General features: G+C 70.6%; 16 protein-coding genes. 1 reads left to right on the plus strand and 15 read right to left on the minus strand.

Annotated features, from left to right (window positions below; translation table 11 throughout):
- Positions 1-179: 179 nt before the first annotated feature.
- Positions 180-2,267 (plus strand): TonB-dependent receptor, encoded by a 2,088-nt coding sequence (locus AC0IYU_RS32370; protein WP_472125784.1) that lies wholly within the window; start codon positions 180-182, stop codon positions 2,265-2,267.
- On the opposite strand, the gene lplT is transcribed toward AC0IYU_RS32370, so the two are convergent.
- The 15 genes from lplT to AC0IYU_RS32445 all read right to left on the minus strand — a co-directional run bounded on the left by lplT (position 2,255) and on the right by AC0IYU_RS32445 (position 18,400).
- The gene (lplT, locus tag AC0IYU_RS32375) at positions 2,255-3,481 is read right to left on the minus strand and encodes a lysophospholipid transporter LplT (protein ID WP_472125786.1); all 1,227 of its coding nucleotides are present in this window, start codon (positions 3,479-3,481) and stop codon (positions 2,255-2,257) included. The two genes, AC0IYU_RS32370 and lplT, sit on opposite strands and share 13 nt — an antisense overlap.
- A complete protein-coding gene (locus tag AC0IYU_RS32380; protein WP_472125788.1) occupies positions 3,478-4,260 on the minus strand; it encodes a GNAT family N-acetyltransferase in 783 nt (260 codons plus the stop codon). Before AC0IYU_RS32380 ends, lplT begins: the two co-directional genes overlap by 4 nt.
- Before the next feature lie 8 nt (positions 4,261-4,268).
- Complete coding sequence (locus AC0IYU_RS32385; protein ID WP_472125791.1) at positions 4,269-5,384, minus strand: hypothetical protein; 1,116 nt, start codon at positions 5,382-5,384, stop codon at positions 4,269-4,271.
- Entirely contained in the window at positions 5,384-6,328 is a 945-nt protein-coding gene (locus AC0IYU_RS32390) for a methyltransferase (protein WP_472125793.1), read from the minus strand. Before AC0IYU_RS32390 ends, AC0IYU_RS32385 begins: the two co-directional genes overlap by 1 nt.
- Positions 6,322-7,245 carry an iron-containing redox enzyme family protein gene (locus AC0IYU_RS32395; RefSeq protein ID WP_472125796.1) on the minus strand — a complete coding sequence of 308 codons (924 nt, stop codon included), beginning with the start codon at positions 7,243-7,245 and terminating at the stop codon, positions 6,322-6,324. The genes AC0IYU_RS32390 and AC0IYU_RS32395 overlap by 7 nt, the downstream gene beginning before the upstream one ends.
- 97 nt (positions 7,246-7,342) lie before the next feature.
- The gene (locus AC0IYU_RS32400; protein ID WP_472125798.1) at positions 7,343-9,784 is read right to left on the minus strand and encodes a catalase; all 2,442 of its coding nucleotides are present in this window, start codon (positions 9,782-9,784) and stop codon (positions 7,343-7,345) included.
- Positions 9,785-9,943: 159 nt separating this feature from the next.
- Positions 9,944-11,941: a hybrid sensor histidine kinase/response regulator gene (locus tag AC0IYU_RS32405; protein WP_472125801.1), complete on the minus strand. Its 1,998-nt coding sequence runs from the start codon at positions 11,939-11,941 to the stop codon at positions 9,944-9,946.
- Positions 11,938-12,816: a sensor histidine kinase gene (locus AC0IYU_RS32410; RefSeq protein ID WP_472125803.1), complete on the minus strand. Its 879-nt coding sequence runs from the start codon at positions 12,814-12,816 to the stop codon at positions 11,938-11,940. Before AC0IYU_RS32410 ends, AC0IYU_RS32405 begins: the two co-directional genes overlap by 4 nt.
- A complete protein-coding gene (locus AC0IYU_RS32415; protein WP_472125806.1) occupies positions 12,813-13,889 on the minus strand; it encodes a SpoIIE family protein phosphatase in 1,077 nt (358 codons plus the stop codon). Before AC0IYU_RS32415 ends, AC0IYU_RS32410 begins: the two co-directional genes overlap by 4 nt.
- On the minus strand, positions 13,880-14,284 hold the full coding sequence (locus AC0IYU_RS32420; protein WP_472125809.1) for an anti-sigma regulatory factor: 405 nt from the start codon (positions 14,282-14,284) through the stop codon (positions 13,880-13,882). The genes AC0IYU_RS32415 and AC0IYU_RS32420 overlap by 10 nt, the downstream gene beginning before the upstream one ends.
- Complete coding sequence (locus AC0IYU_RS32425) at positions 14,274-14,648, minus strand: STAS domain-containing protein (RefSeq protein WP_435441540.1); 375 nt, start codon at positions 14,646-14,648, stop codon at positions 14,274-14,276. Before AC0IYU_RS32425 ends, AC0IYU_RS32420 begins: the two co-directional genes overlap by 11 nt.
- Positions 14,649-14,660: 12 nt before the next feature.
- Positions 14,661-15,515 (minus strand): STAS domain-containing protein, encoded by an 855-nt coding sequence (locus AC0IYU_RS32430; RefSeq protein WP_472125811.1) that lies wholly within the window; start codon positions 15,513-15,515, stop codon positions 14,661-14,663.
- Between the two features lie 258 nt (positions 15,516-15,773).
- Positions 15,774-16,970: a HupE/UreJ family protein gene (locus tag AC0IYU_RS32435; RefSeq protein ID WP_472125814.1), complete on the minus strand. Its 1,197-nt coding sequence runs from the start codon at positions 16,968-16,970 to the stop codon at positions 15,774-15,776.
- 34 nt (positions 16,971-17,004) lie between these two features.
- Positions 17,005-18,210, minus strand: a complete 1,206-nt coding sequence (locus AC0IYU_RS32440; protein ID WP_472125815.1) for a hypothetical protein — start codon at positions 18,208-18,210, stop codon at positions 17,005-17,007.
- A gap of 10 nt (positions 18,211-18,220) precedes the next feature.
- Positions 18,221-18,400: a hypothetical protein gene (locus AC0IYU_RS32445; RefSeq protein WP_472125817.1), complete on the minus strand. Its 180-nt coding sequence runs from the start codon at positions 18,398-18,400 to the stop codon at positions 18,221-18,223.
- Positions 18,401-18,521: the final 121 nt, after the last annotated feature.

The raw sequence follows: 18,521 nt of genomic DNA on the forward strand, positions 1-18,521 counted from the left end.
TGGGTCGGAACGACAGGGACGACGCGCAAGCACGAAGCCTGCAAAACATAGTCGATAACCCTTCAGCGCCAGAGAGTGACAACCCTAGCCGGGCCCACCACATCCGTCCGGCGGTTCCCCGCGTAAGCGCTGTACCCGCCCCGCGCGGCACCCCGACAAACGCAGGAGACACCCGCCCCATGAACCTTCCGTCCCGCACGGCCACGCGGCCCTGGCTGCTCGGCGCCCTGTTCGGCAGCGCCGCCGCCTGCGCCCAGCAGAATCATTTGCCCGAGATCCAGGTCGTCGGCCCGCGCGACACCGCCATCGGCACGGCCGACAGCGCCAGCGAAGGGGCGGTGGAGCGCGAGTCGTACCAGTCGCGGCCCAAGCTGCGGCCCGGCGACATCGTCGAGGCCGTGCCCGGCGTGGTGGCCACGCAGCACTCGGGCGACGGCAAGGCCAACCAGTACTTCCTGCGCGGCTTCAACCTCGACCACGGCACCGACTTCGCGGTGACGGTGGACGGCATGCCGGTCAACATGCCCTCGCACGGCCACGGGCAGGGCTATGCCGACCTCAACTTCCTGATGCCCGAGCTGGTGTCGGGCGTGCGCTACCGCAAGGGCCCGTACTTTGCGCAAAGCGGCGACTTCTCCCTGGCGGGCAGCGCGTCGCTCGACTACTTCAGCGCGCTGGAGGCGCCCTTTGCCGAGCTCACGGTGGGCTCGCACGACTTCAAGCGGCTGCTGGCCGCGGGCTCGCGCACGGTGGACGACCAGACCTGGCTCGGCGCCGTCGAGCTCGAAGGCAACAACGGCCCGTGGAACGTGCCCGAGAACCTGAAGAAGGCCAACGCCGTGCTGCGCTACTCGCAGGGCTCGCCCACGCGCGGCTTCAGCCTCACAGGCATGGCCTACAAGAGCAGCTGGACCTCGACCGACCAGGTGCCCGAGCGGCTCGTCGACAGTGGCGCGCTGCCGCGCTTCGGCAGCCTGAACCCCACCGACGGCGGCAAGACGCAACGCATCAGCCTGTCGGGCAAATGGTTCGACAAGGGACCCGACGGCGACACCGAGTTCAGCGCCTACGCCATCGACTACCGCTTCGACCTGTTCTCCGACTTCACCTACTTCCTGAACAACCCCGTCAACGGCGACCAGTTCGAGCAGACCGACCGCCGCCGCATCTTCGGCGCGCAGGGCTCGCATTCGATGGGCAACAAGATCGCGGGGCTCGACGGCCTGCTGAGCTTCGGCGCGCAGTGGCGCGGCGACCGCATCGCCGAGGTGGGGCTCTACGACACCGAGGCGCGCCAGCGCCTGGGCACGGTGCGCAACGACAGGGTGTCGCAGGACCTGTTCTCGGTGTACGGCCAGCAGCTGGTGAACTTCAGCGAGCGCTGGCGCGCCTACGTGGGCCTGCGCGGCGACGCGCTGCGCTACGACGTGCAGGGCCGAGAGCCGGTGTATGGGCCGCTCAACAGCGGCAAGGGGCACGACGCGCAGCTGAGCCCCAAGTTCGGCCTGGCCTTCGCGCCCACGCCGGCGCACGAGTTCTATTTCAACGCGGGCGTGGGTTTTCACAGCAACGACGTGCGCGGCGCCACCATCACCACCGACCCGCGCAGCGGCCTGCCGGCCGACCGCGTGCCCGCACTGGTGAAGGGGCGCGGCGCCGAAGTCGGCTGGCGCTTCCAGCCGAACGAAGACCTCACGGCCACGGTGGCGCTGTGGCAGCTCGGCCTGGCTTCCGAGCTGGTCTACGTCGGCGACGCCGGCACCACCGAACCCGGCCGCGCCAGCACGCGGCGCGGCATCGAGGCCACGCTGCGCTGGAAGTTCGACCGCGCCTGGCGGCTCGAGGTGGACGGCGCGCTGTCGCGTGCGCGCTTCAAGGGCGCGGCACCGCAGGGTGAAGGCAACCACGTGGACAACGCTGTCGAGCGCGTGGTCGCGGCCGGCATCACCTACATCGAGGGCCCGCTGACCGCGTCGCTGCGGCTGCGCTACATGGGGCCGCGTGCGCTGGACACGCTCGACACGGTGCGCTCGCGCGCCACCACGCTGCTGAACTTCGGCGCACGCTATGCGGTGAACCGTCAGCTCACGCTGGGCCTGGACGTGTTCAACCTGGCGGGCCGCAAGGGCAACGACATCGAGTACTACTACGCCTCGTGCACGGCCGGCGAGGTGGCCGGTGGCAGCTGCAACGGCGGCGTGAACGACCGCCATGTGCACCCCATGGAGCCACGCACGGTGCGGGTGAGCGCGCGCTACACCTTCTGAACGGCGAGCGCCTCGCGTGAGGCCCCGAGCCGGCGCGACCACAGAAAGATCGCGCCCATCGCCAGCACCAGGAAGCCGCCGAAGCCCGCGAGCGTGGGCAGCAGCGGGGCGTCGAGCCAGACCAGCGCGCCGTACACGGCGAGCATGGCCAGCGAGGCGGTGCTCTCGTTGGCGTTCTGCACCGCGATCGACTGGCCCGGATGCATGCGCAGCAGCCCGCGGCTTTGCAGCAAGGCGTTCATCGGCACCAGCAGCAGGCCGGCCAGCGCACCGATCACCACCAGCATCACGGAGGCCAGCACGGTTTGCGTGACCAGCGTCATCGCCATGACCACGGCGCCCAGCGCCACGCCCAGCGGCAGCGCGCGCATGGCGCGCTGCAACGGGAACCAGCGCGCCGCGCCCATGGCGCCGGCCACCATGCCCACCGCCACCGCAATCTGCAGCAGCGCGCCTTGCGACAGCGTGAGCCCCAGGCGCTCGGCGCCCCATCGCAGCACCAGGAACTGCAGCGTGGCCGAAGCCGCCCAGAACAGGCTGGTCACGGCCAGCGAAATGCGTGCATCGGCATCGCGCCACAGCAGCCGCAGCGAGTGCCCGAAATCGCGCACCAGCTCGCCCGGATGCGCCAGCGCCGCGCGGTTGCGCGCCGGGCTGTGCGGAATGGAGAGCGTGCACAGGGCCGCGAGCAGGTACACCGCGCCAATGGCCGGCAGTGCATGGCCCTTGTTCGCCAGCGCGCCGCCCAGTGCCACGCCGAACAGGATCGACACCACCGTGCTCGCCTCGACCCAGCCGTTGGCCCGGACCAGTTCGTCCTGCGGCAGCAGCTCCGGAAGGATGCCGTACTTGGCCGGCGAATAGGCCGCCGCGCCCAGGCCGACCAGGGCATAGGCCACCAGCGGCTGCACATGCCACACCAGCAGCGCGCAGCCGCCCAGCTTCACCAGGTTGGAGACCATCAGCACGCGGCCCTTGGGCGCGGCGTCGGCCACCGCGCCCGCGAAGGCGGCCAGCAGCACATAGGAAAGATAGAAGAACACGCGCAGGGCCGGGGTCATCCAGCCCGGCGCGTGGCGTTGCATGAGCAGGCCGATGGCAACGATCAGCAGCGCGTTGTCCCCCAGCGAGCTGAAGAACTGCGCCGCCACCACCGAGCGCAGCGCGCGCCGCGAGCGCGCCGACGCCTGCACCGGTTGCACGGGTTCGGTCACGCGGCCACGCCGAAGAAGTGCTGCCGGTAGCGCGGCGACAGCTCGCCGATGCGCAGCATCAGCGGCAGGTCGGCGGTGTTGAACGCGACGTCGAGCGCGGGCGGGCCGAGCAGCCGGGCGCCGCAGCGCAGATAGCCCTTGATGAGCGGCGGTGGTGCGGGGGGCGCGGTGTCGCCGTGGTCGTCGGGGTGAGCCTCGGCGTCCAGCGGCAGCGCGATGCGGGGCTCGACGCGCCAGCGCTCCTCGACCAGGTGCGTGCGGCACAGCCGGTGCCACAGCCGCGCCGCGCTCAGGCCCTGTTCGTCCAGGCCGATGCTGGCGCAGCCGATCATGGTGTCGAGCCGGTGCTCGACCATGTACTGCCCCAGCGCGGTCCACAGCGCCATGATCACGCTGCCCGTGCGCCACTGCGCGTCCACGCACGAGCGGCCCAGTTCCAGCGCGCGGCCGCGCAGCGGCGCGAGCGGGGACAGGTCGAACTCGGTGTCGGTGTAGAAGCCGCCCGCGCGCCGCGCCGCCTCGGGTGTCAGCACGCGGTAGGTGCCGATGAGCGGACCGGGGCCATGCACCGGGTCCACCGCGCGCACCAGCAGGTGGTCGCAGAAGGCATCGAAGCGGTCGGCATCGAGCCCGCTCGGCGTGCCCTCGGGCGGCGTCAGGCGGGCGCCCATCTCCTGCGCGAACACGCGGTAGCGCAGGCGTTGCGCGTCGCGCACGTCGTCTTCGCAAGCGGCCCAGCGGGTTTCCAGCACGGGCGTGGCAGAGGTGTCCGTGTGCATGCGGCAACTCAGTTGGAGGGCGGGTAGCGCTCGACCAGGCGGTTCTGCCGCCGGTTGAGCCGCGCGAGCGCCATCAGGCCGATGGGCCGCACGCCGGCCTTGCGCTGCGCGGCGCCGATGGCGAACAGCAGCCGCTGCTTGGCGAAGACCATGCGAAAGCCCTGCAGCACGCCGGTGTCGGGGTCCCAGGCCTCGATGGCCTCGGAGCCCGCGCCGTTGATTTCCATGATGGTGAAGCCGCGCCCTGCACCCAGTTCGCGCAGGCTGTCGTAGCGCACGTCGAAGCGCCCGAAATGAAAGTCGGGCATGTCGCGCGCGACCGCATCGATGGCGCGCACCAGCTCGGGGGTGATCAGCGCCGCGCCGTCCCGGTACAGCCCGCCGACGCGGGTCGAGCCGATGGTGGCGAGCCGCACCTGCTGCCCGGCGGCGGGCACGCTGTGGTGCGGCACGCTGCACTCGTGGCGCGGCGAGCGCGCGATGCGGCGCGCCCGCGCGTCGGCCGCCACCAGCTGGGCCACGGTGCTGCGGCCGTCGCCCGTCACCCGCGGAAAGTAGCGCAGCGCCAGGCCGATGATGCGGCCCTGGCACGTGACAGGGTCGCGTGCGTAGAAGATGCCGGCCTCGCCTTCCTGCGGCAGGTAGCGTTGCAGCACCACCGTTTCACGGAGGGGGAACGCGGCCAGGTAGGCCTGCAGCGCCGCCATGTCCTGCACCAGGCGCACGCCGTAGCCGCACAGGCCGAGGTCGGGCTTGGCGACCACGGGAAAGGCGAGGCCGCTGCGTTCCATCGCCTGCTGCAGCGCCTGCGCCGTGGCCGCGCCGTCGTTGAACACCGCGCAGTGCGCGGCCGTGACCGAGCGCGCCAGCGGTCCCATGCCGCGAAAGTACTCCAGCTTGCCTTCGCCCACCAGCCCGCCCGAGGTCAGGTGCGGGTTGGCCGCCGACGGCACCGTCGGCCCGCCGTAGCGCAGCGACAGCCACAGCCACTGCACGACCAGCGGCACGCAGATGAGCCACTTGGGCATGCGCTCCAGCACGCTGCAGTCGCGCACCGTGGCCAGGCTTGCGCCGTCCAGCGTGTCCGCACCGAGGTCGAGGTCAAGGTCGAGCCTGGCCGCCATCACGCGCGCTCCTGCGGCCGCGTCACGACCAGCCCGACAGCCGCGATGCGGTCGATGTGCGCGTACACCGAGCGTTCCAGCTCTTCGCCGAACACGTCGGGGTCGATCTCCGCATATGACCACTCGCAGCCCGAGCCTTCCAGCAGGGGCCGCATCTCGGCCAGGAACGGGTCTTCGCCGTCGACCATCGCCACGCCGGTGTACAGCAGCAGCTGCCCGCCCGGTGCCAGCCGCTTGAGCGATTCGGTCGCGATGCGCGCGCTGAGCGCCCGCCCGAGCCGGGTGCCTCCGTGGCGGTAGGCGCGCTGCGCGGCGTCGTCGAGGTAGGGCGGGTTCGACACGATGAGGTCGAAGTCGCCGTCCACGGCCGAGAGCGCGTCGCCCTGCGCCAGCGTCACCGGCACGCCGGCCGCCTCGGCGTTGACCGCCGCGTACTGCAGCGCCAGCGGGTTGATGTCGTTCATGACCACGAGCGCCGGCGTGCCCGTGGCGGCCAGCGCCCGCGCCACCGCCACGCCGCCCGCGCCGCTGCCGCAGCCCACGTCCAGCACGCGTGCGCGCTGCTGCGCCTTGCGCTCGGCGAGCGCCTGAAGAATGAAGCGCGCAAAGCGGCTGGTGTCGGGCCCGAAGAACACCGCGTTCTCTTCCACCGTCGGGTAGGCCGAATGAAAGAACAGGTCGTTGCCCAGGCTGGCGATGCGCACCGTGCTGCGCAGCAGCGTGCCCGTGCGCCGCACGAGGCCGGCGTGTTCCATGTCGGCCAGCAGGGCCGGCGGCAGCGCATTCGCTTCGAACGGCAGGTTCCAGCCGAAGACGTCCCGCAGCGTGTTGCCCGGCTCGCGTCCGCGCCGCGCGAGCACGCGCTGGTGGGTGAGCGGCGTGACGGTCGTGAATCGGTAGCCGGTGGCCGCCACCTGGCGCAGCACGGCGGCTGCGTTCAGCATGCGACGGCCTCTTCTGCGTGCGGTTCTTGCAGCTCCGCGGTGTAGCGGTCGAAACAGCGCGCGCCGCACGCGAGCCGCATCAGCGCGCCTTCGGCGATGAACTGCCCGCAGGCTGGGTCCTCGTCGACCAGCGGGTGGATCACCTCGCGCAGCCAGGCGCGCGCGTGCGACACATCCAGTGCGCCGTGCAGATCGAAGTAGGCGCGTGCCCGCCCGCTCAAGCCCAGGCGGCGCATGCCGGCGGCCACCTGCTTCACGCGCCCGGGGGCCGTGAGCTCGATCACGCCGAGCGCGCCGATGGCGTGGTACGCGTAGCGGCGCGTGGTCGCCAGGCCCACCATGGTGTTGGCCAGCGCAAGCGATTCCCACACGGTGGTGTCGATGGCCGGGTGCAGGTCGAGTTCGCGCACCATGTGCGCGAGCATCTCGCCGTGCATGGCGCTTTGCTTGCCGTGGCCCATCTCGTCCCAGAAGTTGCGCGCGCACTCCAGTTTGGGTTGCGGCGGCAGCTTGACCTGGGTGTAGGCCAGCAGGTCTTCGAAGCCCGCTTCGCCTGCGGCCTCCTGCGTGAGGAACCAGCGCATCTGCGGCAAGGTGGCCTCCCGTGCCAGCCAGTCGAACAGCGCATGCGCCTGGCCGGGGCCGGTGTGCGCGAGCGATTCGAACCAGTGGACGAAGTGGCCCGCATTGCCGGCCGACACGCAAGCCGCCGAGCGCACCGTGGCACGCAGCTCTTCGAGGAACCGGCCTTCCAGCACGCGGTGCTCGTGCTCGCGTGCAAGGTCGTCCTGCCATTGCAACGATGGCTGTCCCGGGTTCAGGCGCGTGGCGTTGAAGCGGGCCAGGCGCCGGTGGAGTTTCGCGGGCGGCGGCAGCGGCGGATGCAGGCCGGGGTCCTTGATGTCGTGTGCGGACATGGTCGGTCCTTCTCGTCCAGTGGAGCAAAAAACCGAGCGTGCGCCTTTGTGCAGCCGCTGTCCGTCAGACAGCGGCTACAAATCCCCCGTGGCGAGCTCAGACCCGGGGCGGGTCGCAGTCGCGCGAGGGGTGACGGTGCAGGCCCACGGCCGCAATGAACTCGGCCGCCACCGTCTTGGCCTGCGAGGCGTCCGACAGCAGCAGGCCCGGGTCCGCCGAGCCGTCGGGCAGGGTGAGCGGAATGCCCGCGTCGCCCAGCAATGCCTGCGATGCGCCCAGCGCCAGGATGGTCTTGCAATGGCGGTACTGGTCCTTGATGAAATCCATCGTGTGGCCATCCGCCGCGAGCGCTTCGGCCGCGGGTGCGCCGTCGGGCAGCACGAGGGCATCGAACAGGAAACCGGGGCTGTTCTCCATCGTCGCATCGGGTTCCAGCGTCTCGCCGCCGGCGGCGGTCACCGGCCCCAACCTTGCGGCGACCAGGCGCGGCACCGCGCCCGCACCGAACAGCGCGGCCTGCAGCGCCGCGATGGACGCGCCGTCCACGCCGTCGGCCACCAGCAGCGCGATCTTGCGCGAGCGAATGCCGCCGTCGCCGGGCCGTGCCATCAGCGAGAGCGCGGGCGACGCCGACACCTCGGGCGAGACCGGCGTCTGCAGTGCGCGGGGCAGGGGGTCGGGCACGGTCTTCATGCCCAGCCCGGCAGCCACCTTGGCGGCCAGCTCGGGTGAGGCGTTGACCAGGCTCGCCACGATGCGCTCGCGCACCGCCGGCACCGTCACCTTCGACAGCTCGAAGCGGAACGCGGCCGCAATGTGCGCCTGTTCCGTGGGCGTCTGGCTCTCGAAGAACAGGGCCGCCTGCGTGTAGTGGTCGGCGAACTTCTCGGGCTTGCCGCGCACCTTGTCGCTGGACTCCTGCACGTCGATGCGGCGCGCCACGCTCTGGAAGCCCTGCGCCGCCCCGGCCTGGAACGGGCAGCCGCCGGCCAGCGAGTTGGGCTCGTAGGCCACGCGGCCCCGGTGAATGGCCTGTCGGTGCATGCCGTCGCGCTGGTTGTTGTGCACCGGCGCAATGGGCGCGTTGATCGGCAGCTCATGGAAGTTGGGGCCGCCCAGGCGCGAGATCTGCGTGTCGACGTACGAGTGGATGCGCCCGGCCAGCAGCGGGTCGTTCGTGAAATCGATACCCGGCACCACGTGCGCGGTGCAGAAGGCCACCTGCTCGGTCTCGGCGAAGAAGTTGTCGGGGTTGCGGTTGAGCACCATGCGCCCGACGACCTGCACCGGCACCAGTTCCTCGGGCACCAGCTTGGTCGCGTCGAGCACGTCGAAGCTGAAGGCCGCGGCCTGCTCCTCGGTGAAGATCTGCAGGCCCAGCTCCCACTCGGGGTACTCGCCCGCGTCGATGGCTTCCCACAGGTCGCGGCGATGAAAGTCGGGGTCGGCGCCCGATATCTTCACCGCCTCGTCCCACACCAGCGAATGCGTGCCCAGCTTGGGCTGCCAGTGGAACTTCACGAACACCGACTCGCCCGCCTCGTTCACCAGCCGGAAGGTGTGCACGCCGAAGCCCTGCATCATGCGGTAGCTGCGCGGGATGGCGCGGTCGCTCATCTGCCACATCAGCATGTGGGTCGACTCGGGCATCAGGCCGGCGAAGTCCCAGAAGGTGTCGTGCGCCGAGGCGGCCTGCGGCATGCCGTGGTGCGGCTCGGGCTTCACCGCGTGAATGAGGTCGGGGAACTTGATCGCATCCTGGATGAAGAACACCGGCATGTTGTTGCCCACCAGGTCCCAGTTGCCCGCGTCGGTGTAGAACTTGACGGCGAAGCCGCGCACGTCGCGCGCGGTGTCCTTGGAGCCGCGCTCGCCGGCCACGGTGGAGAAGCGCACGAACACCGGCGTGATCTTGCCGGCCTCCTGGAAGGGGGCGGCCATGGTGTGCTTGGTGAGCGGCTCGTAGCACTCGAAGAAGCCGTGCGCGCCCGATCCGCGCGCATGCACGATGCGCTCGGGAATGCGCTCGTGGTCGAAGTGCGTGATCTTCTCGCGCAGGATGAAGTCTTCGAGCAGCACCGGGCCGCGCAGGCCGGCCTTCAGCGAATTCTGGTTGTCGGCGACCGGCACGCCCTGGTTGGTGGTGAGCACCTGGCCGGCCGAGTCGACGCGCACCCGGTCCAGCGAGCCGATGGTCGCGTTCACGCCTTCGCCCGCCACGCCGCCGAGCTTGGCCGAGCTGTTGCTTTCGCTGAGCGAGCTGCCGCCGGGCAGGCGCGAGGCTGGCTCGGCCGTGAGCCCCTTGGGCGGTGCCATGGCGTTGTCCAGGCCGTGCTCCAGCGGCTTGTTGTCGTTGGCCGGCATGGCGGCCACCAGCGCCTGCGTGTCGGCGGCACGCTGCGTGGGCAGGTCGCCCGCGACGGCGGGGCCGGGATGGGCGGGCGCGCTGTCGGTGTTGCGCGCGGCGGCCTGGGTGGCGATGGCGGCAGCGGGGGGAGTGCCGGTGGGTTTGCTGTTCTTGGGCGCGCGCGTGGCCATGTGAGGTGCTCCTGGGGGTGTGTATCGCGGGGTAGGGATGCGAACAGTAGGGAGCAGCCCGGGCGGCCCATGTAGGACCGTGCCGCGCGAACATTGAAACCGGGTAACCAGGCGTTGCCCCGCAACGAAGACGCGGCTTCGTCGCAGGACGTGGCCCGTTTACGCCGCCGCGGGCCGTCCGCCGATCAGCGCCAGCAGCGCATGCGGCTGCAGCGGCTTGCCCAGATGCGCATCGAACCCCGCCTCGGTCGCCTTGGCGTGGTCCTGCGGCCGGGTGAAGGCCGTGTGAGCCACCGAGAACAGCCGCGGCTTGCCGAGGGCCCGCTCGCGCTGGCGCACCTCGCGGATGAGGTCGTAGCCGTCGCGCCCCGGCAGGCCGATGTCGCTGATCAGCACGTCGGGCCATTTCTGCTCGAACAGCTGCAGCGCGCTGTCGAAGTCGGCGCCCATCCGCACCGTGGCGCCGGCGTCGCCCAGCACCACCGTCATGATCTCGCTCGCATCGGCGTTGTCTTCCACCACCAGCACATCGAGGCCGGCGAGGATGCGGCCGCTGGCCGCCGCGGGGCGCGTGTCCAGGGCGTCCAGCAGCACGATGGGTGCGTCGCCGGACGGCACCACGCCGAGCACCACGCGCAACGTGGCGCCCCGGCCTTCGCCTTCGCTGTGCGCCGACACACCGCCGCCGTGCAGCTCCGCCAGGTTCTTGACGATCGACAGCCCCAGCCCCAGGCCGCCGTGGAAGCGGTTGTCCGGCGAGTCGCTTTGCGAAAACCGGTCGAACAGGTGCAGGAGAAACTCGGGGCTGATGCCGCGGCCGAAGTCCTGTACCGACAGGTCGAGCACGTCGCCGTCCCGGTGCAGCTCGATGACGATGCGCCCGCCCTCCGCGGAAAACTTGATGGCGTTGGACAGCAGGTTCCACACGATCTGCTGGAACCGCGTGGCGTCCAGCCAGGCCGGTGCGTCCGCCGGCGCCTGGTCGAACACGATGGCCAGGCGCTTGGCCGCCGCCGGCGCGGCCAGCGCCTCGATGGCGGAGCTGACCAGCCCGCGCGGCTCGATCCATTCGCGGTGCAGGCGCAGCTTGCCGGAACTGATGCGCGACACGTCCAGGATGTCGGCGATCAGCCGCGTCTGCGCCTTCACGCTGCGGTCGATGGCGTTCAGGCCCTTTTCCATCTGCTCGGGCGTGCGGTTGCCCACCTTGAGCACGTGCACCCAGCCGCCGATGGCGTTGAGCGGGTTGCGCAGCTCGTGCGAGAGCACGGCCACGAAGTCGTCCTTGGTGCGGCTCTGTCGCTCGGCCGAGGCGCGCGCGGCCTGCTCGCGCTCGAGCACCTCGCGCCGGCGCCCCTCGAGCTCGAAGCGCTCCGACACGTCCAGCGCAATGCCCACGCGCAGGCCCGGGTCGATCTGCGCGGACATGGTCCATTCGAGGCGGATCCACGAGCCGTCCTGCCGCAGCAGCGGAAACTCGCCCTTCCACGGCGCCGCGGGCGAGGGCGTGCCCGGCAGGGTGTCTGCCGTGTGGGCTTGCACGAAGGCCGTCCATTCGTCCGGCGCGAAGGCGCTGACCGGCTGGCCGATCAACGCGTCGCGCGACTGCCCGAGCATGGCGACCATGGCCGGGTTGACGTCGGCGAACCGGCCCTCGGCGTTGATCAGCGCCATGCCCGTGGGCGCGTGGTCGTAGATGGCGCGAAAACGCGCTTCGCTGTTGCGCTGCTTTTCCTCGGCCATGCGCGCGCGGATCAGCGCCTGCAGCGTGGCCACCAGCACCGGGGGCTCCACCGGGTGCACCAGGTAGGCGTCGGCGCCGGCGTTCAGGCCTGCCACCTTGTCCTCGTTGCGCACGAAGGTGGCCGACAGGTGCACCACGGGCAGCGTGGAGGTCGCCGGCTTGATGCGCAGTTCGCGGCACACCTCGAAGCCGCTGAAGTCGGGCAGGTGCACATCGAGCACCACGGCGGAAATCTGGTGCGAGGCCAACGCCAGCGCCTCGCCTCCGGTGCCGGCCTCGCGCGTCTCGAAACCCGCGGCGCGGATCACGCGCGAGGTCGTGTAGCGCGTGGTGGGGTTGTCGTCCACCACCAGGATCGTGTGGCGCGACCGGTCGATCGTGGTGTTGATCAGGGGTTCGGGCGGCATGGTCATTCCGGCTGGGCCGGACCCTGGCGCTGCAGCTGCACCGGGAGCGTGACGGAAAACACCGAGCCCTTGCCGAGCTCGCTGGCCAGCTCGACGCGCCCACCCAGCAGCACCGCGAGCTGCCGGCTCAGCGAAAGGCCCAGGCCGGTGCCGCGCAGGCGCTTTTGCACCGGTGAATCCACTTGCGAGAAATCGTCGAAGACCGCGGCGTGGTGTTCGGGCGCGATGCCGATGCCCGTGTCCGAGACCGAGAAGCGGATGGCGTCGTCGCCCACGCGCATCGCGGTGACGCGCACCTCGCCGTGCGGCGTGAACTTGAGCGCGTTGGAGATGAAGTTGCGCAGGATCTGCGAGAGCTTGCGGTCGTCGGTGTAGAGCTTGGGCAGCCCCTCGGGCTCCTCGAAGATCAGCGCGGTGGCCGGGTTGTGCAGCACCGGGCGGAACATGCCGCGCAGCGCCGAGAACAGGTCGACCATTTCGAACCACGCCGGCGAGATGTCGACGCGGCCCGCCTCGATCTTGGCCAGGTCGAGCAGGTCGTCGACCATGTCGGCCAGCTCCGTCGCGGTGGTGTCGACAAAGCCGACCTGCTTTTCCTGTTCGGGCGTGAGCGGTCCGTCCACGCGGTCGCTCAGCAGGCGCGCGATGCTGCGGATCGCGTTGATCGGTGTGCGGAACTCGTGGCTCATGTAGGCCAGGAACCGGCTCTTGAGTTCGGTGGCTTTCTGGAGCTCCTGGGCCTGGGCGTCGAGCTCCGCGTACAAGGCCACCACGCCGCGGTTGGTCTCTTCGAGCTCCTCGCGCAGTTCTTCGACTTCGCGCCGGCTTGCGGCCAGCGCGTCTTCGCGGTCGTCACAGACGGCCGGGCCGTTGCTGTTCATGCGTTTTCCTTTTGGCGGATCACCACGATGGTGGCGTCGTCGCGGTGCCGCGTATGGTCGCGCAAAAGAACCGCCGCTACCAGCGCGGGGTCCCTTTGCAGCAGGGGACGGATGCGCTCGAGGCTCCAGCGACTCTCGATGCCGTCGCTGTGCAGCACCACCAGCGCATGGGCGGGCAGTTCGAGCGAGGTGACCTCGGGCTTCCGGATCTGCAGGCCCGCGGTGCCGTGCTGGGTGACGACGGACTTGTCGAACACGCCCGAGACCACGCGGCCCATGATGTTGCCGGCGCCGGTGTAGGTGACGGTGGCGCTCGCGGTGTCGATGCGCAGCGCGCACATGGCGGCGCCGCGCGTGGTCTGGAGTTCGCGGTGCACGCGCTGCACGGTCTCGCGCAAATCGGCGTCGGGTGCCGTGGCGAAGGCGTCGATCGCAGCCTGCGATGCCTTGGCCGCTTCCGGCCCGTGGCCCAGGCCGTCGGCCACCAGGAAGGTGGTTTGTGTGCCCTCCGGGCCGTGCGTTGCGGCTGCCCACGCGTCCCCGCAGACCGACTCATGGGGCGCGGGCAGTCGAATCGCCCCGATCTGCAATGCCGGCGCAGCCTCGGTCCGTGCGGCGTGCGCCGCGGACGGGCCCGCGGCCGGGCGCACGCGGGCTACGCTCACCGTGCCGTGCGGCACCGACGAATGAATGTCGAAATCGCTCGCCAGCCGGCGCACCGCGCCCAGGCCCGTGCCGGGTGTGGTGCTCGAGGAGTGGCCGTCGCGCATCGCCAGGGCGATGTCGGATATGCCGGGGCCCTCGTCGATGCAGATCATCTCGATCTCGCCGGCCTCGCCGGCCGTGCCGGTCCGTGGGCGCGCCGCGACCAGCAGCTGGCCATTCTTCGCGTGGCGAACGAGGTTGGTGCCGAGTTCGGTCACCACCAGCGCCAGGCGGCCCGCGTCGACGTCGCCCCAACCCATGTCCGCCGCGGCCTGCGCCGCGTGCCGCCGTGCTTCGCCGACGCGGCTGGCGTCGTCCATGGGAAAAGCCCTGTGCGTCCAGCCCTGGATGGTGGCGGCTACTTCCACTTGGTGATACTCACTCGGGTGCCCTGGCCCGGCGCCGACACGATGTCGAAGTCGTTCACCAGCCGCTTGCTTCCGGGCAGGCCCAGGCCCATGCCGCTGCCGCTGGTCCACCCGTCGGTGAGTGCGAGCGCCATGTCGGCAATGCCGGGCCCCTCGTCCTCGAAGTGCAGCAGCAGGCCGCGCCGCCCGTTGCGCTCGACGAATTCCCAGCGCATGCGCCCGCCGCCGCCGTGGATCAGCGTGTTGCGCGAGAGCTCGCTGGCGGCGGTGATCATTTTGGTCTGGTCGACCAGCGAGAGCTTCAGGTCCTGGCACAGGGCGCGCACCATCTGGCGGCTCGCGACGATGTTCTGCTCGGTCAGCAGCGGCAGGGTGCCGGTGAGGTCAATGGCCAAGAACATTCTCCAGCCGGGAACGCCGAAGAAGCTCCATGCCGCGCTCCACGTTGAGCGCCGTCTTCACACCGTCGAGCGACAGCCCGAGCTCGACCAGCGTGATCGCCACCGCGGGCTGCATGCCCACCACCACGGTCGTGGCCGAGAGAATGCGGGCAATGCCCGAGATGCTGGTGAGCATGCGCCCGACGAAGGAGTCGACGATCTCGAGCGCCGAGATGTCGATCATCACGCCCGAGGCGCCGGTCGTGGCGATCCGGTTGGCCAGGTCGTCCTGCAGCGTGAGGGCGGTCTGGTCCTGCATGTCGACCTGGATGGTCACCAGCAGCGTGTCGCCCATGCGGAGAATTGGAATGCGGTCCATGGTGGGTGCCGCTTACTTGTCGAGCGGGCCGCGCGTGACGCGCCAGCCGGTCTGCTGCAGCGCGAGCGCCAGCGCATCGGCCAGCGTGGCCTTGGTGCGCACGCCCTGCAGGTCGATGCCCAGGTGCACGATGGTCTGCGCAATCTGCGGGCGAATGCCGCTGATGATGCAGTCCGCGCCCATGAGGCGGATGGCCGTCACCGTCTTCAGCAGATGCTGCGCCACCAGCGTGTCGACCGTGGGCACGCCGGTGATGTCGATGATGGCCAGCTCGGAGCCGGTTTCCACGATCTTCTCCAGCAGGGCTTCCATCACCATCTGCGTGCGGCTGCTGTCGAGCACGCCGATCATCGGCACCGCGAGCACGCCGTCCCACAGCTTGACGACGGGGGTGGAGAGTTCCAGCAGCTCTTCCTGCTGGCGGCGAATGATCTCTTCTCGCGCTTGCTGGTACGTGCCCGCGGTGTGCTGCGCCAGCCTGTCGATGGTGGTCGACAGCGCCCACAGCGAACTTGCCATGGCAGCCGCGTCGGTCCCCAGGCGGCGCTGGATGGCGGCGAACAGCGGCTTCTTGAGTGCGAGCACGAACAGGCTCGTTTCGGCCACCGACTGGCCCTTGGCCGCGCGGGTCTTCGACAGCGCGCCGAGCGTTTCGCGCAGCCCGGTCCATGCGGGCGCCTCCAGGCGTGCCGGATCGCCGCCGGCCTGCAGCCCGTCGCACAGCTGGCGCAAGATGTCGAAAGCCTCGGCCTGTGCCGCGCGCCGCGCGCCGGGTTCGCTGACCTGGGCTTCCTCGAGCCAGATGTCGACGACGTTGTTTTCTTCGTCGCGCAGGGTGTCCAGCAACGCTTGGTATTCGCTCTTCATGAAGTTCCTCTTGGATTTTTGGCTGCGTCCGCGTGAAACGACCGAAGTGCGAGCACGCGCAATGTCGGCTCGCTGCAATGCGTAGCGTCCGCTGGGCAGATCGTAGCTGTTGCAAACTGTAGTTAACGAAGTTTGCAAACACAGGACGTCGCCATTTTCAGTAGGCCAAGACCTACACGACGGCGCCGCTTTAACGCGCGGGCCGGGGCGATGCAACGTCTTTTGACATGCAGCGCCGGCAGATTCGAACCTGCCGCTTCAGGAAAACGGCAGCACCTTCACGTCGAACACCCGCTCGCCCAGCCAGATGGCCGCCACCAGAACCGCCAGCGCCGAGCCGCCGCGCAGCACCAGCGGCGGGTAGCGCCGCCAGTGGCGCAGCGCCAGCAGCGCGACCAGCACCATGGCCACCACCATGAGCTGGCCCGCTTCCACGCCCAGGTTGAACTGGAGCAGGGCGACGACGAAGTCGCGCAGCGGCAGGTCGAGCTCGGCCAGCGCACCCGCGAAGCCGAAGCCGTGGATCAACCCGAACAGGAAGCTGAAGAGCTTGCGCCGCCCGCGCAGCACCGGGTGGATGTTGTCGATGGCCGCCAGCATGATGGTGATGGCGATGCCCGGCTCGATGATGCGCGGCGAGATGGTCACCACCTTCAGGCCGGCGAGCGCCAGCGTGATCGAGTGCGCGATGGTGAACATGGTGACGATGCCCAGCATCGGCCACACGGCCTCGCGCCAGCCGATGACCGGCTCCCACCCCTCGGGCCGGCGGCGCAGCACGGCGGGCAGCAGCAGGCACACCAGGAACAGGATGTGGTCGTAGCCGATCAGGATGTGGTGGATGCCGTCGCGAAAGAAGCTCGTGTCGGACGACGGAGCCGATGCACCGGCGGAAGCTGCCACGAGCGTGCCAGGCCACGCCACCGCGACCGCGCCGGCCGAGGGATCGAGCGAGCGCACCGTCGGCTGGGCGGCGCCCTCGACTTCCACGCGCAGCAGCCCGCGGTGCGTGGGGTCGACCTCGCGGAACAGCCGGTAGTCGATGTCTAGCGCGCTGCCGGTGGCGATGGCGGCGCACTGGCCGCGCAGCTGCAGCACGAGGTAGGCGCCGTCGATGCGGTCTTCGACGGCGGCGGGTCTGGCTTCGGCCAGCGTGCACCGGCCCTGCTGCAGCCGCAGGCGTGCCAGCGCATAGGCGTGGATGTCGGCCAGGCGCGTGCGCACCTCGCCCCAGCTGAGCTTGCGGTCGGCATTGGTGTCGAGGTCGAGCAGCGCATCGAGGTCGCGCAGCGCGATGTCCCAGCGCAGGTCGATCGTGTCGCCGCTGCGGTGCAGCAGCAGGTAGGCGTCGCTGGCCTTGTGGGCATGCGCCGGGGCGGCTGCGAACAGCAGCGCCAACAGCATCGGCACGGCCCACGCGGTCCACGCGACCCATGTGGCCCTTGCGGCGCACATGGCCCTTGCGGCCCGCACCGCCCGCACCGCGCGTTCAAAGCATCGCATCGACACGCGCATCCTTCAGTCCGATCTGTTGCATCAGGGCCTTCACCTCGCCGCGCGCGGCGTCGTCTTTCGCGGCCGCGGCGGCGCGGGCGAACACCAGCATGTCGATGGGTTCGCGCTGCAGCCTGACGTTCAGGCGCGCGAGTTCGAGCGCACGCCTAGGGTTGTTCTGCACGTCGAGCGCGAACATCGCTTCTTCGCGCGCATGCAGCGCGGCCGTGCCGGGGCGCAGCGCGGAGGCCTCGAAACGCTGGCGCAGCTCGTCGGCCTCGGCCCGGGGCCCCTTGTCGCGTGCGGCCGCAGCGGCAATGGCCAGCCGCAGCAGCACGGCATCGCTGCGAGCTTCCTTGGCGAGCAGGCCTGGAATCTCGGCATGCCGCCCCACGCGCTGCAGGTAGTCGCTGTAGGCCAGCAGCAGGTAGCCCGAGCGCTGCGCCGCCACCGCCTTGCGGTAGGCGGCATCGGCCTGGGCGGAGCGGCCCGCGAGTTCCTCGACCTCGGCCACGCTGGTCAACAGCCACTGGCGCGTGCCCGCCTGTGCCGTGCCGGCCAGCGCCGGGTTGGCAAGCAGCTCCTGCAGTGTGTCGCGCGCCTCGTCGTGCTTGCCGCGCAGCCCTGCGTTCTCGGCCAGGCAGGCGACGCCGTAGAGCGCGGGGCCTGCGCGGCCCAGCGCGCGGCAGGCGGCGTCGGATTCGGCATAGCGCCCGCGCACGCGCAGGATGGTGGCCAGCGTGATCCAGCCTTGCGCGTCGCTGGGCTGGCGCGCCAGCGCGGCCTTGAGCGTGGCCTCGGCGCCGTCGAAGTCGTGCAGGAACTGCGCGATGGTGGCGCGCATGACCAGCACGGCGGGCGGCGTGTCGGCCACGGGCCTGGCCTCCCAGGCCTGCAGCGCGCCCATGGCGTAGCCGGCGTAGCGCGCGTCGCCCTGGTCGCGCGCGAGGTTCAGGTAGGTGGTCGCCGCCTCGACGGCGGTGGCCGGATCGCCGGGCCGCTGCACCAGCGCGCGGCGCAGGCGGCGTTGTTCGCTCGACCAGCCGGCCACGGCGGGCAATGTTTCCACCACCGCGTCGTCGCTGGCCGGCACGCGCGGCACGGCATGCGCCGCGCCGGCGAGCACCAGCATCGCCGTCGGGAGCGCCAGCCACCGGCCGAGGGCGCCTGCGGCGCGCGCGAAGTGGATGCGGGCTCGCACGGCGCGCTGCCTACTGCGTGGCGACCGGGTCCTTGGTCTCCGAGGTGGGCGGCGGGTCGAACTGCGCCACGTTGGCCGCGTCGTCGGTCTCGGACTGCGTGGCGACCAGCGCCACCACATAGGCCACGAAGGCGTCGTAGGCGCTGAGCTGCACCGGCGGCTGGTTGTCCGGCGGCGGGGTGGTGCCCACCGGGAACGGATAGAAGCCTGTCTCTTATACACATCTGACGCTGACGACGAAGCGCCACACGTGTAGATCTCGGTGGTCGCCGTATCATTAAAAAGGGGGGGGGGGGGGGGGGGGGGGGGGG

The sequence above is a fragment of the Variovorax sp. AC103 genome (genome assembly GCF_979254005.1).

What these genes read in the sequence shown, in the direction of transcription:
- AC0IYU_RS32400 (WP_472125798.1), bottom strand. Translation starts at nt 9,784, where the DNA reads ATGGCCACGCGCGCGCCCAAGAACAGCAAACCCACCGGCACTCCCCCC.
- AC0IYU_RS32425 (WP_435441540.1), bottom strand. Translation starts at nt 14,648, where the DNA reads ATGGACCGCATTCCAATTCTCCGCATGGGCGACACGCTGCTGGTGACC.
- AC0IYU_RS32385 (WP_472125791.1), bottom strand. Translation starts at nt 5,384, where the DNA reads ATGGCGGCCAGGCTCGACCTTGACCTCGACCTCGGTGCGGACACGCTG.
- AC0IYU_RS32435 (WP_472125814.1), bottom strand. Translation starts at nt 16,970, where the DNA reads ATGTGCGCCGCAAGGGCCACATGGGTCGCGTGGACCGCGTGGGCCGTG.
- AC0IYU_RS32410 (WP_472125803.1), bottom strand. Translation starts at nt 12,816, where the DNA reads ATGAACAGCAACGGCCCGGCCGTCTGTGACGACCGCGAAGACGCGCTG.
- AC0IYU_RS32370 (WP_472125784.1), top strand. Translation starts at nt 180, where the DNA reads ATGAACCTTCCGTCCCGCACGGCCACGCGGCCCTGGCTGCTCGGCGCC.
- AC0IYU_RS32405 (WP_472125801.1), bottom strand. Translation starts at nt 11,941, where the DNA reads ATGACCATGCCGCCCGAACCCCTGATCAACACCACGATCGACCGGTCG.
- AC0IYU_RS32430 (WP_472125811.1), bottom strand. Translation starts at nt 15,515, where the DNA reads ATGAAGAGCGAATACCAAGCGTTGCTGGACACCCTGCGCGACGAAGAA.
- AC0IYU_RS32380 (WP_472125788.1), bottom strand. Translation starts at nt 4,260, where the DNA reads ATGCACACGGACACCTCTGCCACGCCCGTGCTGGAAACCCGCTGGGCC.
- AC0IYU_RS32395 (WP_472125796.1), bottom strand. Translation starts at nt 7,245, where the DNA reads ATGTCCGCACACGACATCAAGGACCCCGGCCTGCATCCGCCGCTGCCG.
- AC0IYU_RS32390 (WP_472125793.1), bottom strand. Translation starts at nt 6,328, where the DNA reads ATGCTGAACGCAGCCGCCGTGCTGCGCCAGGTGGCGGCCACCGGCTAC.